Annotated in this window: 15 protein-coding genes; 4 read left to right on the forward strand and 11 right to left on the reverse strand. The window is 66.4% G+C overall.

The window, feature by feature from the left end; all coding sequences use genetic code 11:
* Window positions 1-13 precede the first annotated feature (13 nt).
* From DVB37_RS12160 to queE, 8 genes are all read right to left on the reverse strand, one after another.
* Entirely contained in the window at window positions 14-847 is an 834-nt protein-coding gene (locus DVB37_RS12160) for a hypothetical protein (protein WP_120155350.1), read from the reverse strand.
* 309 nt (window positions 848-1156) lie between these two features.
* The gene (locus DVB37_RS12165; protein WP_104143855.1) at window positions 1157-2578 is read right to left on the reverse strand and encodes an efflux transporter outer membrane subunit; all 1422 of its coding nucleotides are present in this window, start codon (window positions 2576-2578) and stop codon (window positions 1157-1159) included.
* Window positions 2579-2641: 63 nt separating this feature from the next.
* Window positions 2642-3559 (reverse strand): HlyD family secretion protein, encoded by a 918-nt coding sequence (locus DVB37_RS12170; RefSeq protein WP_046807860.1) that lies wholly within the window; start codon window positions 3557-3559, stop codon window positions 2642-2644.
* A gap of 2 nt (window positions 3560-3561) precedes the next feature.
* The gene (locus tag DVB37_RS12175; protein WP_046807861.1) at window positions 3562-3774 is read right to left on the reverse strand and encodes a DUF1656 domain-containing protein; all 213 of its coding nucleotides are present in this window, start codon (window positions 3772-3774) and stop codon (window positions 3562-3564) included.
* Window positions 3771-5846: an FUSC family protein gene (locus DVB37_RS12180; protein WP_046807862.1), complete on the reverse strand. Its 2076-nt coding sequence runs from the start codon at window positions 5844-5846 to the stop codon at window positions 3771-3773. The genes DVB37_RS12175 and DVB37_RS12180 overlap by 4 nt, the downstream gene beginning before the upstream one ends.
* A complete protein-coding gene (locus DVB37_RS12185) occupies window positions 5843-6316 on the reverse strand; it encodes a MarR family winged helix-turn-helix transcriptional regulator (RefSeq protein ID WP_046807863.1) in 474 nt (157 codons plus the stop codon). Before DVB37_RS12185 ends, DVB37_RS12180 begins: the two co-directional genes overlap by 4 nt.
* A gap of 165 nt (window positions 6317-6481) precedes the next feature.
* Window positions 6482-6925 carry a 6-carboxytetrahydropterin synthase QueD gene (gene queD, locus DVB37_RS12190; RefSeq protein ID WP_046807864.1) on the reverse strand — a complete coding sequence of 148 codons (444 nt, stop codon included), beginning with the start codon at window positions 6923-6925 and terminating at the stop codon, window positions 6482-6484.
* A 28-nt stretch (window positions 6926-6953) separates the two neighbouring features.
* The gene (gene queE, locus DVB37_RS12195) at window positions 6954-7586 is read right to left on the reverse strand and encodes a 7-carboxy-7-deazaguanine synthase (protein ID WP_104143859.1); all 633 of its coding nucleotides are present in this window, start codon (window positions 7584-7586) and stop codon (window positions 6954-6956) included.
* Between the two features lie 92 nt (window positions 7587-7678).
* Here queE and arfB point away from each other — a divergent pair, with 92 nt between their 5' ends.
* The 3 genes from arfB to DVB37_RS12210 all read left to right on the forward strand — a co-directional run bounded on the left by arfB (window position 7679) and on the right by DVB37_RS12210 (window position 9610).
* On the forward strand, window positions 7679-8095 hold the full coding sequence (gene arfB / locus DVB37_RS12200) for an alternative ribosome rescue aminoacyl-tRNA hydrolase ArfB (RefSeq protein ID WP_046807866.1): 417 nt from the start codon (window positions 7679-7681) through the stop codon (window positions 8093-8095).
* Between the two features lie 95 nt (window positions 8096-8190).
* Window positions 8191-8550 carry a helix-turn-helix transcriptional regulator gene (locus DVB37_RS12205; protein WP_046807867.1) on the forward strand — a complete coding sequence of 120 codons (360 nt, stop codon included), beginning with the start codon at window positions 8191-8193 and terminating at the stop codon, window positions 8548-8550.
* A gap of 7 nt (window positions 8551-8557) precedes the next feature.
* Entirely contained in the window at window positions 8558-9610 is a 1053-nt protein-coding gene (locus tag DVB37_RS12210) for an alkene reductase (protein WP_120155353.1), read from the forward strand.
* A 124-nt stretch (window positions 9611-9734) separates the two neighbouring features.
* Here the strand turns inward: DVB37_RS12210 and DVB37_RS12215 are convergent, their stop codons facing one another.
* The gene (locus DVB37_RS12215) at window positions 9735-10703 is read right to left on the reverse strand and encodes a CPBP family intramembrane glutamic endopeptidase (protein WP_120155355.1); all 969 of its coding nucleotides are present in this window, start codon (window positions 10701-10703) and stop codon (window positions 9735-9737) included.
* 206 nt (window positions 10704-10909) lie between these two features.
* Between DVB37_RS12215 and DVB37_RS12220 the strand changes: the two genes are divergently transcribed.
* Window positions 10910-11284 carry an MAPEG family protein gene (locus DVB37_RS12220; protein WP_046807893.1) on the forward strand — a complete coding sequence of 125 codons (375 nt, stop codon included), beginning with the start codon at window positions 10910-10912 and terminating at the stop codon, window positions 11282-11284.
* A gap of 44 nt (window positions 11285-11328) precedes the next feature.
* On the opposite strand, the gene DVB37_RS12225 is transcribed toward DVB37_RS12220, so the two are convergent.
* Together DVB37_RS12225 and DVB37_RS12230 are read right to left on the reverse strand one after the other, a co-directional pair.
* Window positions 11329-11763 carry a carboxypeptidase-like regulatory domain-containing protein gene (locus DVB37_RS12225; protein WP_120155357.1) on the reverse strand — a complete coding sequence of 145 codons (435 nt, stop codon included), beginning with the start codon at window positions 11761-11763 and terminating at the stop codon, window positions 11329-11331.
* Window positions 11764-11895: 132 nt separating this feature from the next.
* Window positions 11896-12666 (reverse strand): NRDE family protein, encoded by a 771-nt coding sequence (locus DVB37_RS12230; RefSeq protein WP_104143865.1) that lies wholly within the window; start codon window positions 12664-12666, stop codon window positions 11896-11898.

The following is a 12666-nucleotide window of genomic DNA, read 5'->3' on the forward strand; positions in this document are numbered from 1 at the left end:
GTGCTCCTGAGTCTTAAGTGTTGGCGCGCCCGTTGAGCAGGGCATCGATAAAGGTTTTCAGTGGGGTGCCGACGCGGCCGCCCAGATCGCGGGCGCGCGCGTTGGCTGACGAGATCACGCCTTCTTCGTAGCAGGAGCGCGCATCGCCAATGCAGGCGCTATCGGCCGACACGGTCAACGCGGCGATACCGCGCTGCTGCAACAGCGGCAGCCGGCCGGTGCCCGCGCCGTCACGGCCCATGCCGGCATCGTTGAAGGTGACCAGCCGGGGCGCGGCCTTGACGCCGTCGGTTTGCAGGCCGGCCAGGCGTTCGCCGTGCGATGCCGTGACGGCAATGCGGCCATCGTCGCGTTGATCCAGCAGCGATACGGAGTCCGCGCCGATGACTTGTGGCGTGCCATCGGCCGCCGCCCGCAACACCATGCGGGACTCGTTTTGCAACGTGGGCAGCGGGTAAACGGCTGACGACAGGGCCAACCGCGCGGCGGCCTCGGCCACGCGCATGCCGGGCACGCAGCCCAGGGCCTGCGCCCGTAAATTGACATGGCTGATGACGCCGTGGCGCAGCATGTCCGCGCCGTCGCCGATGCGGCAACTTTGATAGTCGGCGGTGGCGGCGGGCACGCCCCAGCGTTGCAGGTCCGACAGGCCGGCAATGCCCGCTTGCCGCAGCCCCAAGCCGGCGTCGTTCAGGATCACCGCCCGCACCCGGCCGCGCGCGGCACAATAGGCGGCATAGCGTCCGCCGTGGGACCCGGCGATGACCACGCGGCCGGCGTCCGCGCTGCCGAGCTTGGTGATGCTGTCGAGCACACTGGCGTCGATCGTCGTGCTTTGTGATTCCATATTATGGATTTTGTTTTATCGCGTTGCTGCCCGGCGGGGCGAAGGCGAAGGGCGGGAGCCCCAGCTTGTCTCGTAGCTTGATGTAGGTATACGCCGGATTCTACGGGCGCGAAAAGCCGTACGGCAATGATCCATCCATATTATGGAAATGGATTTGATGGACGTGGCGAATCGGGATGGGCATCGCGGCCCGGCGCTGGCTCGGCGTGCTTCCGGCCGGCCGGGACAGGACGAAAAAAAGCGCCCGGTCGGGCGCTTTGGAAAGCCGCCGCCTGCCAGGCGGGGCCTTGGTGCGAGAGGCGCGTCGGGCTACTTTTCCCAGCCGCCGCCCAAGGCCAGGAAAACGGCGATCTGGTCGCTGCTAAGTTCGGCTTGCGAGGCGGCCAGGGCGCTTTCGTTGGTGGCCAACGTACGTTCGGCGTCCAGCACGGTCAGGTAATCCGTCTTGCCGTACTGGAACAGGCGGCGCGCTTGCGAGGCAGCTTCGGCGCTTTGGTCGCGGGCGGCGCGCAAGGCGGCGTCACGGTCCAGCTGGCGGGCGTAGACCACCAGCGCGCTTTCCGTTTCGCGCAGCGCGTTCAGCACCGTGGCGTCAAAGCGCGCCACCGCCGCCTTCGTGCTGGCTTCGGCTTCGGCGATGCGGGCCTGCACCGCGCCCGTGTTCGGCAGGGTCCACGAGATCAGCGGACCCACGCTCCAGCTGAACGTGCCCCGGTCGCCGAACATGGCGGTCGGGCCGCCCGACGCGGCGGACAGGCCCAGCGTGACTTTGGGATACAGGTCGGCGGTGGCCACGCCGATGCGCGCGGTAGCCGCCGCCAGCGTGCGTTCGGCCTGGCGAATATCGGGGCGGCGGCGCAGCAGCTCGGCGCCATCGCCCACGGGGATGGTGCTGGTCAGGCGCGGCGCGGCGGCGCATTGCAGCAAAGACGCGGGGATGTCGTTCGGCGTTTGTCCCGTCAGCGCGGCCAGGCGGTACAGCGCCGTGCGCTGCTGCGCCTGGAAGGGCGGCAGGTTGGCCTGCAATTGTTCCAGCTGGCTGCGGGCGCGCGTTACGTCCAGCGTGGTGCCCCGGCCGGCGCGCTGCAAGCGGCTGACCGCGTCCAGCGATTCCTTTTGCACCTGCACGGAGTGCTGGGCCGAGGCCAGCTGCATGCCCGCCGCGCACATGTTGGCGTAGGCGCGCGCGGTTTCGGCGGCCACGGTCACGCGGGTGGCATCGTAAGCGGCCTGGGCGGCTTGCGCATCGCCGGTGGCGGCTTCGATGGCGCGGCGGATCTGGCCGAACAGGTCCAGCTGGTACGACACGCTGGCGCCCGCGGAATAGGCCCAGTGGTTGGGCGGGTCGATCCCGGGTTGCAGCTCCTGCAAGCCGGACACATGGCCGAACGTGGGCGACGCATTCACGCCGATGCCGGGTTGTTGCTGCGCCTGCGATTCCTGCACGGCGGCCTGGGCACGCTCCAGATTGGCGCTGGCCACGCGCAGGTCGGTGTTGGCGGACAGTGCCTTTTCCACCAGCCCGTCCAGCACGGGATCGTTATACAGACGCCACCAATGGCCGGTCACCGCTTCCTGTGCAAACACCTTGGAGCCTGCCTCGACGAAGGGGGCGGCCGCGCTCTGTCGCTGGGCGACCGACGCGGCGGGCACCTGGTAATCAGGGCCCACGGTGGTGCATCCGGCCAGCGCAATGGCCAGCGTCAACGGCAGAAGAAATTTGGTGTTCATGGCAGCTACGGCTTGGCGTTGATATGAGAAGAAAGAAGGGTTGATGGGCGCGCGGTGCGGGGGTCAGCGGTTGGCGGTGTCGGCGGCGGCTTGCCGCGGTGCGGGCGTGGGGTCCACCGACACGGTGGCGGTCTGGCCGGCGACCAGTCGCACGCCCTCGGGCACGTCGTCGATCTTTACGCGCACCGGAATGCGCTGCGCCAGGCGCACCCAGTTGAAGGTCGGGTTCACGTTGGGCAGCAGGTTGGCGCCGGTGCTGCGGTCGCGGTCGGCAATGCCCATCGCGATGCTTTCGACGTGGCCTCGGATGTGGCGCGAATCGCCCATCAGCGTCACCGTGACGGGTGCGCCTTCGTGGATGCCGGGTAGCTTGGTTTCTTCGAAGTAGCCTTCGACGTAGAACGAGCCCGCGTCCACCAGCGCCATCACGCCGCGGCCCGCCGTGGCGTACGACCCCGCGCGCAGATCCAGGTTGGTGATGCGGCCATCGCTGGCGGCCACCACGCGGCTGCGTTCCAGGTTCAGGCGCGCCGTGTTCAATTGCACCTGCGCCTGCGCCAGCGCGGCCTCGGTCTGCTGCACCTTGGTCTGGCTTTGCTCGACGGCTTCGGCGGCCACCAACTGGCCCAGCGATCGGTTGCGCTTGGCGTCGCGCAGCGCCTGGTCATGCGCCACCTGTTGCGACCGCACCGACGCTTGCGCCTGATCAAACGCCAGCTGGAAGCGGGCACGGTCAATTTCAAACAGCAAGTCGCCCGCCTTGACGTCCTGGTTGTCGTGCACGGGCACGCTGGTCACCAGTCCGGATACGTCGGGCGCCACTTGCACCACGTAGGCCTTGACCCGGCCGTCACGCGTCCAGGGCTCGACTTCATAGTGCACCCACAACTGCCAGCCGGCGTAGGCCGCGGCAGCGACGACGATGGCCGTCACCGCGAACTTGCCGATGGCGGCAGGGCGAAGGGCGTTGGGAAGTTTCATACCTATCTCTGAAGAAAATAAGGGGAAATGAGCGACACGCCATACAGCAGCACCACGAACAGCGCCAGATCAAAAAGCGCGGGGTGCCACACCAGGCGATACAGTCCGATGCGCGCCAGCACGCGGCGCAAGGCCCAGGCCACGCCCAGCGTGACCACGCCCAGCACCAGCAGCCAGGGGAAGTAAATGCCGTACAGATTGAATTCGCCGATCATGATGCGTGGCCCTCCATGGTGGGATGGGCGGGTTGGTAGTCGGGGGCGTCGGGAAAGAACGCGCGGCGGATGCCCACCAGCGCCACCACCGCGCGGTCACGCGCGGCCACCCCTTGCGGCGTGGCGGCCACGCTGGATAGCGCGCGGTCGATCTGCGCCAGGAACTCCGGCGTCTTTTCCCCCACGCGCCATGCCGAGCGCGCGCGGAAAAACTGCGCCAGGCTGTTCAGCACCGGCTGGATCGTGGCCTCGGCCATCGGCAGATGACGACGCGCCCGTTGCAATTCGGTGATGTCGCGGCCCACGCGCAGGTCCTTCAACGCGTCGGCGGCAACCAGGTCGTCGGGCCGCTCGGCCAGCGCCAGGCGCGGCTGCAACAGGCCGATGCGATCCAGCATGCGGGCGGTGTAGGTATGGCGCGACGGCGCGCGCGGCGAGCTGGCCAGCGTGGCCAGTTCTTTCCAGTTGGCGGCCTGGATGCGGCGGGCGCTCCAGTCGGCGCTGACCGTGCGGAAGATGGCGGCGATGATGGCCGCCGTGGCCACGCCCATGCACTGCGCCACCTGCGTATCGATAAACGACACGATGTCGGCGGTGTTGGTGTCTTGCAGCGCCATGGTGCCCAAAAAGCCGAACAGCATCGCCATGGCCTTGCCGGTGCTGGCGGGGCGCGCGATGAAAATGCCCAACACGAAGGCGGTGGGCAGCATCGACAGCGCCAGCATTTCAAACGAATGTATGGCGGGCATGATGCCCAGCAGGTACAGCGCCGACAGCGGAATCGAATACACCGTGTAGGTCAGGAACTGCATGATGCCGGGCACCGGGTTGTCCTGCGACGCAAAGAAGCAGCTGAAGATGGCGGCCATCAACGCGGCCGTGGCGCCGTTGCTCCAGGCCGTGCCGATCCAGAATGCGCAGCACACCGAAATGGCCACGCCCGCAGCCAGTGCCGACAGCAGCGCCATGCCGTGGTCGCGGTGCAGCGCGGCGTTGGGGGCGCGGGCAGGGCGGGCGTGGTGCATCCCGCCCCGCATCGACCCGCGCCGTGGCGCGCCTTTCAGGCCGGCGTGGATTTCGCGGCGCAGCGCCAGGCATTCGTCGTAGGTATCGATCAGTTCGCGCAGCCGCGTCATCAGGCTGGCCAGCAGGGCGTCGCGCCAGGTGGAATGGCTGTCGATGGCGGGCGTGGCATGCGAGACGGCCGCGCGCAGTTGCACGGCGGTGTCGTGCGAGGCCTGGGCGCCGGCGTTGATCCATTCTGAAATATCGTTCAGCAGCGCGGACACCGTGTCGGGCAAGGGCTGGTCATTGGCCTGAAGCGCGCGCAGGCGGTCTTCCACGGCCGAGACGGCCGGCGTCAACGCCGAAATCTGGTCTTGCATCGCGCGCACCGCGCCGGACGTCCAGCGCAGGTTGCTGGTGTCGAACGGCACATGGGTGGACAGCAGGCGCAGCTGGGTGATGTCGTTGGCCAGCACGCGGCGATCGCGGTCGCGCTGTTCGGCGGTTTTGCCGCTTAGCGTGTCGTGCATCCAGTTGCGGGCGTCGCGCACGGCCTTGTCCAGTTGCAGCGTCAGCGCGGGCGCCAGGCCACGCGGCAGCACAATGCTGTGGACCAGCGTGGCGCACACGATGCCCAGGCTGATCTCTTCCACGCGGGCCAAGGCCGTGTCGAACACCAGCGACGGGTCCGTCACGCTGGGAAACCCGATCATGGCGGCGGTGTAACCGGCCAGCATGAACAGGTACGACCGGGGCGTGCGGTCCAGCACCGACATGTACAGGCAGGCGCCTACCCACATCACCATGGCGGCCGTCATGACGACGGGCGAATTCGACAGGCGCGGCACCATGTAGACGGTGGCGGCCGACCCGGCAAACGTGCCGACCAGCCGGTACAGCGCCTTGGAACGCACCGCGCCCGACCAGGGCTGCGCCACGACATAGGCGGTGGTCATCGCCCAGAACGGACGCGGCAAACCAATGCTGTAGGCCAGATAAAGCGCCATGATGGCGCTTAGGTAGCTCTTGAGCGAAAAAATGGTTTCGCGGACGTTCGGCAATTTCACGATGCGTTGTCCTGTTGATGGGCCCCGGCGCCGCGTCCCAGCGACACACTCAGCGCGTCAAATACGCGCAGACAGGCTTGCAGGTCGGATTCGCTGACGCCGTTGAACAGACGCCGGCGCAGTTCCACCAGCACGTTTTCGACCTGAGCCCGCAGCGCATGGCCGGCTTCGGTCAAATGCAGGGTTTTGGCACGGCGGTCATGGGTGTCTTCGCGGCGTTCCATCAGGCCGGCGGCCACCAATTGATCCAGCACGCGAACCAGGGACGGGCCCTCGACGCCCAGCGCCTCGGCCAGCGCGCCCTGGCGCACGCCGTCTCCCAGGCGGCCGGCCAGGATGACCGGCCAGGCGGTGGCCTGCGACAAACCGTAGTCGGCCAGCGCCTTGTCGGCAGCGCCACGATAGGCCCGGGACAGCACCATCAGGTTGGCGGTGGTGGCCATGAGTTGGGAGTCGGAAGGAGTGTTCATGGAAATCGATTGTATCCTATCTATTAGCTTACTAATAATTGAATATGGCGAATATCTCCATTGATTTTTCCAATCGGTCAGATCAGTGCGGACTTTTCCATGGGCGGAAAAATGGGGCCGCAAAGGCGGCCCCAGGCCATTCAGTCGGACAATGACCGGGGCGGATTACGCCGCGCAGTCCGCCCAGCAGTTGGGCGTTTCGTACAGGCGCACGCGGGTCAGGCGCAGGTCGGCGCCATAGTGGCCGTGGTAGTGCGGGGCCAGCGTGTCGAAGACGATCTTGGCCAGGTTCTCGGCCGTGGGGATGCGGTCCAGCACCACGGTCTTGTGGTCGGGCAGGGTATCCAGAAAACCGCGCACGGCGGCATCGCCCTCGAACACCAGAAAGGCGTGATCCCAGACATCCACGATGTGGGTCTTGGCGATGTGCTTGATCTCGGAAAAATCCATCAACATGCCGTTGTCGGATTCGCCCGGCGCCTGCACCACGTCGCCCGTCAGGGTGATTTCAAGCACATAGCGGTGGCCATGCAGATTGCGGCACTGGCTGCGGTGGTCGGGGATGCGGTGGCCGGCGTCGAATTCCAGCCTGCGGGTCACGGAAATCATCGCGCGGTCCGCCGCGCGTGGGGGTAAATCATGGAATGCCTATGTATTTGTGGGTCTGCAAACTCAGCCGCCATTGCGGATGCTGCATACAGTACTGAACGGCCTTCTCGGTGTTGGCCACGCGCGCGGGGCCGTCCATGGGTTGCAGGAAAAAGTGTTCGAAATCCAGGTGCGCAAAGGTCTCGGGCAGGGCGTTCAGCTGCGGGTAGACCAGCTTCAATTCATGGCCGCGGTCAATGACGATGGGCGCGGTGCCCTTGGGGCTGACACAGATCCAGTCAATGCCGGCGGGCGGCTTGACGGTGCCGTTGGTTTCGATGGCCACGGTAAAGCCGCGTGCGTGGATGGCGGTCAGTAGCGCCGCGTCCAGTTGCAGCAGCGGTTCGCCGCCGGTGAAGACCACGTAGCGGTCTTCGGTGCCGGGGCCCCACGTGGCGGCAATGGTGTCGGCCAGCAGGTCCGGCGTGGCAAATTTGCCACCGCCTTCGCCGTCGGTACCGATGAAGTCGGTGTCGCAGAACGTGCAGGCGGCGCTGGCGCGGTCGCTTTCGCGGCCGGTCCACAGGTTGCACCCCGCAAACCGGCAAAATACCGCCGCGCGGCCTGCATGGGCGCCTTCGCCTTGCAGGGTCTTGAAGATTTCTTTGGCGGTGTAGGTCATAGAGGTTGCTGGCTAGGGGTTGCTAGCCACCCAGGGTCAGCATCAGAATCGGGCAAAAGCGGAATATTTTACTTGGTATAGACTCCCGGCCTATGTTTCATGTCCAAGATTCCCTGTATATCGACGAACGCGACCTGACGTTCAGCATGATCCGCGCCCAGGGCGCGGGCGGCCAGAACGTCAACAAGGTGTCCAGCGCCGTCCACCTGCGCTTTGACGTGCGGGCCTCGCATCTGCCGCAAGAGGTGCAGGACGCGCTGTGCGCCGTCAGCGATCACCGCATCTCGAAAGACGGTGTCATCGTCATCAAGTCGCAGTCGTTTCGCAGCCAGGAAAAGAACCGGGCCGAAGCCATCGAACGGCTGGTGACGCTGGTGCGCAACGCCATCCAGGTCGACAAACCGCGCCGCGCCACCAAGCCCACCCGCTCATCGCAACGCCGCCGCGTGCAGCGCAAAGTGCTGCACGGCGAGGTCAAGCGCCTGCGGGGCCGCGTGCAGGGCGATTAAGCAAAAACAAAGCCGCAAAACCTTGTTGCCCGAAGGGGCATGACTTCATATCGAACTTCTTCGATTTAAGATTCGATAAATTGCGATATACCAATATGACCCAACCCGCTTCCGCTTCCGCATCGTCCGCAGGCCAGACCGGCGCAGAGCCCGGCATTGATGCCGACGCCATCATCAAGGCGTTGGCCAATCCGGTGCGGCGCGACATTCTTGCGTGGCTGAAGACGCCGCATGCGTACTTCGAGGAACGTCCGGGCCACACCTTCGAACACGGGGTGTGCGCGGGCCACATCGACGACCGCTGCGGCTTGTCGCAGTCAACCGTGTCCTCGCACCTGGCGGTGTTGCAGCGCGCGGGCCTGATTACGTCGACCAAGGTGGGGCAGTGGGTCTTTTTCCGTCGCAATGAAGTTGTGATTGCCGCATTCCTGCGGCAGTTGAACCAGGATATGTAGGAACTTCATGAGCAAGCTGTTTGAACCCCTGCGCGTCGGCGCGTTGACCCTGCGCAACCGTATTGTCATGGCCCCCCTGACGCGCCAGCGCGCCAGCGAAGGCCGCGTCCCCAACGACCTGATGGTCGAGTACTACACCCAGCGCGCGGGCGCCGGCCTGATCTTGTCGGAGGCCACCGCGGTGACGCCGCAAGGCGTGGGCTATGCCGACACCCCGGGCCTGTGGTCGCCCGAGCAAGTGAAGGGTTGGCGCAAAGTCACCGCCGCCGTCCACGACAAGGGCAGCCTGATGGTGGCCCAGCTGTGGCACGTGGGCCGCATTTCCGACCCGATCTTCTTGAATGGCGAGCTGCCCGTTGCGCCCAGCGCCATTGCCGCCGAGGGCCACGTCAGCCACGTGCGCCCCAAGCGCGCCTATGTCACCCCGCGCGCGCTGGAAACGGCCGAACTGGCAGGCGTGGTCGACGCCTACCGTCACGGCGCCCAAATGGCCATGGAAGCCGGTTTCGACGGCGTTGAAGTGCACGCCGCCAACGGCTATCTGCTGGACCAGTTCTTGCAGGACAGCACCAACCACCGCACCGACCAGTACGGCGGATCGCTGGAAAACCGCGCCCGCCTGCTGCTGGAAGTGGTCGATGCCTGCGTGGCCGTCTGGGGCGCCGACCGCGTGGGCGTGCACCTGTCGCCGCGCGGCGACGCGCACACCATGGGCGATTCGGACCCCGCCGCGACCTTCCTGTACGTGGCCACCGAGCTGGGCAAGCGCGGCATTGCGTTCGTGTGCGTGCGCGAGCATGAAGGCCAAGACAGCCTGGGCCCGCGCATGAAGGCCGCGTTCGGGGGCGTGTATATCGCCAACGAGGGCTACACGCGCGAATCGGCCGAAGCGGCCATCGAAGCGGGGCGCGCCGACGCTGTGGCTTTTGGCGTGCCGTACATCGCCAATCCGGACCTGGCGCGACGCTTTGAACTGAATGCGCCGCTGAACACGCCGGTACCGTCCACGTTCTACGCGCAGGGCGCCACCGGCTACACGGACTACCCGGCGCTGCCGTAAGTCCCGGTGCAGGTTGCGCTGTTGCGCTGCCCGCGCCTACATCCGCGTCATCCCCCCGCGCCATCCCCCCGCGCCATCCCCCGGACCATCACCCGGGGCGGTCAACGCCTCAGGCGCGGGACGGCTAGAACACCGCGCGCATCGGGTAGGTAAACAGCCCGAAGTGCGCGGCGTTCAGGCCCAGGTGCGCCAGCACCGCCGCTGCCAGGCCACCGTAGCGATAGGCGACGCCGTAAGCCACGCCGGCCATCGTGGCCAGCAACATCCATTGCCAGCCGCCGGCAAAGTGCGCCAGCCCGAACAGCAGCGCGGCAACACCCAATGCCGCCCAGCCGCCCCAACGCCGATTCCTCCAACACGTGGCCAGTTGCTGCTGCACATAGCCGCGAAACAGCGCTTCCTCGGCCACCGTCACCAGCAGCGCGTTATTGATCAGCCAGATCCAACCGGTGTCGGGCCACTTGGGCGCCCAGCCCACCACGCCCAGCGCCAGCGCAAGGCCCAGGCAGACCAGCACGGCCGCCGCGCACGCCAGCAGCGCTGCCGCCAAAGTCCGGCCGACTATGTGGACGGCAATGCCCCCCGCATTGCCGCCCGCATAGCTTCGGGCGTCGCTGCCGACAACGCGGCTCGCGTCCGCGCCCACGTAGCCGCCCACGTAGCCGCCCACCATGGGCGGCGCCAACACCAAGATCACCCAGAACGCGACCAGCGGTTTATCCAGATTCAAGTACATGCCAAACGCCACGGCATCCGCGCTAAGCGGGGCGGGCGCGATGACTTGCGGGTTGTGAAAGCCCGGTATCAGATGCAGAAAAAGCGCGGCGGCCAGCAGCACGAACAGTAGATGGCCGAAAAGGCGCAGGGCGGGCGGGGGCGTGGCGGGGGAATTGGCCTGGAAAGTCGGCCTGATGCAGACGGCGGCCAAAGCCAACAGCGCGGGCGCGGCCAGCGCCACCGGCTCGATCACTCCATCCTTGCACGCCCACGCCCAGGCCACCGCCAACGGCACCAGCGCCCAGCGCCGCGTGGCGGGCGGCCAAAGCATCAAGGCGGCAAGGAACAGGGCGGGCCACGGACTATACAAAGGCATGAATGCGTTAGGGCGGGGAATGCGGAGCGCAAAGTGTAAGGCCCGAGCCGGCGGGTAAGCGCGACATGGCACTAAGAACCCGCGCAACGCTGCACCGGCCAACACCGGCCTTTTCATTTAGCCGCATTCGGGCGACCATGCCGCAGCGGCGGCGACGTGCCCGCCCCGTATCCGGCCCGGTTCACGTGGCCGCAACAGGAGTCGATATGAAGATGATTGCGTGGTTGATGTTGGCGGCGGCCATTTTGCCGTTCGTCTCAACAATTGTGGCGAAGGCGGGCGGGCAGAAGTTCGACAACAACGACCCCCGGGCCTGGCTGGCGCGTCAGGAAGGATGGCGCGCGCGCGCCAATGCCGCCCAGATCAATACGTTTGAATCGCTGCCGTTCTTCTACGCGGCCGTGCTGTTCGCGCTGTACACGCAGGCGCCGCCCGCGCACGTCGCCACGTTGATGGCGTGCTGGTTGGGCGTGCGTCTGGGTTATCTGGCGATGTACCTGGCAGGCTGGGGCGCGCTGCGTTCGGTGGTGTGGACGATCAGCGTGGGCTTTGTCATCGCGATCCTGTTTTCCGGCGTCTGAGCGGGGGGGGGCTGGTCGTGACGGGGGCCATCACTTCCAGACCATCACTTCCATTCAAATACCGCGCGCCCGCTGCCCGCGCCCTGCACGTTCACTTCGCGCTCTTGCGCGCGGCCTTCGTACGTTGCCGAGACCTTGTAGGTGCCCGCGGGTAGCTTGATCAGCATGTACGGGCCTTCGGCCGTGGTCTTCAAGACTTCCTTGCCTTGTGCATCGCGGATGACCACGGCCACGCTGGCCACGTAGTCGGCCTTGCCCTCGCGCTGCGCCGCGAAAGTCAGCGACAGCGGGTAATCCTTGGCGGCGGCCTTCATGGCTTCCGATTCATCAATGCCGATACCGCCGCTGATGTACTGCACCGAGCCCTGGTGTTGGACCGCCGGCAGCGCAGCCTGCGCCGTCGACAACACGCCCGCAATCGCCATGCTGCCCAGCGCCATCATGGCCGACATGGTGCAGCGTTCAATGCGTTTGTTCATCTGATTCTCCTGAAGTGGACGAGTACGTTTCGACCTGGGCGCCGGCAAGGAGTTCGCAGCGGTGCGTCTGCAAGATCAACCGATTGTTTCCGCCGCGCGGCTGGCCGGCCCGGCCAGCATATCCCCGCGCGCTCAAGCTTTCCAGTCGAACGCCAGGCGGCTTTCGCCGCTAAGCGTGCCGTCAGGTGAAAAGCGGCGTTCGTCCAGCTGGCCCGAGCCCCCGTCGAACAGAACCAGCACGCTGGAACTGCGCGTTCCGTAGTCGGGGCTGACGATGAACGGGCTGCTCAACAGCCTTTCGCGGTCGGGCGGCAGGCCGGTGGCGGGCATGTCATCGTCCGTGGCGGTCTGGCGGTCGGCCAGCGCGTCGAACAAGGCCGGCAGATCGGGTTGCGGCGAGCGGCCCAGCACATCGGTAAACGCCGTCTTGGTCCGGGCGAGCTTGGGCCAGGGCGTATCCAGCAAATGGTTCGACAAGGCGTAGATGCCGGGGTCAAGCGGGCGTGGCGGGCCGTCGCGGTTGCTCAGGTACCAGGCCTGGCGCGTGTCGCCCACGATCAGGTTGAAGCCGTTATACGCCTGGTCCGATTCATGCGTGCGGGCCAGGTAAACATCGGGCGGCTCGTCGCCACGCAGATAGTCTTCAACCAGCGCTCCGCGCGACGGGGCCGGGTTCAGGTGTTTGCCCGGTTCGCGATAGTTGGTCACCAGTGCAAAGCGCCCGCGCGTGGTCACGCCCATCCAGGTGCCTCCCGCCAAGCCGTCACGGCCCGCGTAGACGGTGGGCGCATCAGCCCATTGCGCTATCGGATGCGTGGGTCGCGCGTGGAATTCGTCGCGGTTGGCGGCGATCAAAACGGGAATGCCCGACAAGGCGTGCAGGGCCAATACGGCAAGACACAT

It is taken from the genome of Achromobacter sp. B7 (assembly GCF_003600685.1).
GTDB lineage: Bacteria > Pseudomonadota > Gammaproteobacteria > Burkholderiales > Burkholderiaceae_B > Achromobacter > Achromobacter spanius_B.

Bases quoted from the DNA above. Each gene is read 5' to 3' on its own strand.
- queD (WP_046807864.1), bottom strand. From the start codon at position 6,925: ATGATTTCCGTGACCCGCAGGCTGGAATTCGACGCCGGCCACCGCATC.
- DVB37_RS12225 (WP_120155357.1), bottom strand. From the start codon at position 11,763: ATGAACAAACGCATTGAACGCTGCACCATGTCGGCCATGATGGCGCTG.
- DVB37_RS12170 (WP_046807860.1), bottom strand. From the start codon at position 3,559: ATGAAACTTCCCAACGCCCTTCGCCCTGCCGCCATCGGCAAGTTCGCG.
- DVB37_RS12205 (WP_046807867.1), top strand. From the start codon at position 8,191: ATGACCCAACCCGCTTCCGCTTCCGCATCGTCCGCAGGCCAGACCGGC.
- arfB (WP_046807866.1), top strand. From the start codon at position 7,679: ATGTTTCATGTCCAAGATTCCCTGTATATCGACGAACGCGACCTGACG.
- queE (WP_104143859.1), bottom strand. From the start codon at position 7,586: ATGACCTACACCGCCAAAGAAATCTTCAAGACCCTGCAAGGCGAAGGC.
- DVB37_RS12165 (WP_104143855.1), bottom strand. From the start codon at position 2,578: ATGAACACCAAATTTCTTCTGCCGTTGACGCTGGCCATTGCGCTGGCC.
- DVB37_RS12160 (WP_120155350.1), bottom strand. From the start codon at position 847: ATGGAATCACAAAGCACGACGATCGACGCCAGTGTGCTCGACAGCATC.
- DVB37_RS12220 (WP_046807893.1), top strand. From the start codon at position 10,910: ATGAAGATGATTGCGTGGTTGATGTTGGCGGCGGCCATTTTGCCGTTC.
- DVB37_RS12175 (WP_046807861.1), bottom strand. From the start codon at position 3,774: ATGATCGGCGAATTCAATCTGTACGGCATTTACTTCCCCTGGCTGCTG.
- DVB37_RS12230 (WP_104143865.1), bottom strand. From the start codon at position 12,666: ATGTGTCTTGCCGTATTGGCCCTGCACGCCTTGTCGGGCATTCCCGTT.
- DVB37_RS12210 (WP_120155353.1), top strand. From the start codon at position 8,558: ATGAGCAAGCTGTTTGAACCCCTGCGCGTCGGCGCGTTGACCCTGCGC.
- DVB37_RS12215 (WP_120155355.1), bottom strand. From the start codon at position 10,703: ATGCCTTTGTATAGTCCGTGGCCCGCCCTGTTCCTTGCCGCCTTGATG.
- DVB37_RS12185 (WP_046807863.1), bottom strand. From the start codon at position 6,316: ATGAACACTCCTTCCGACTCCCAACTCATGGCCACCACCGCCAACCTG.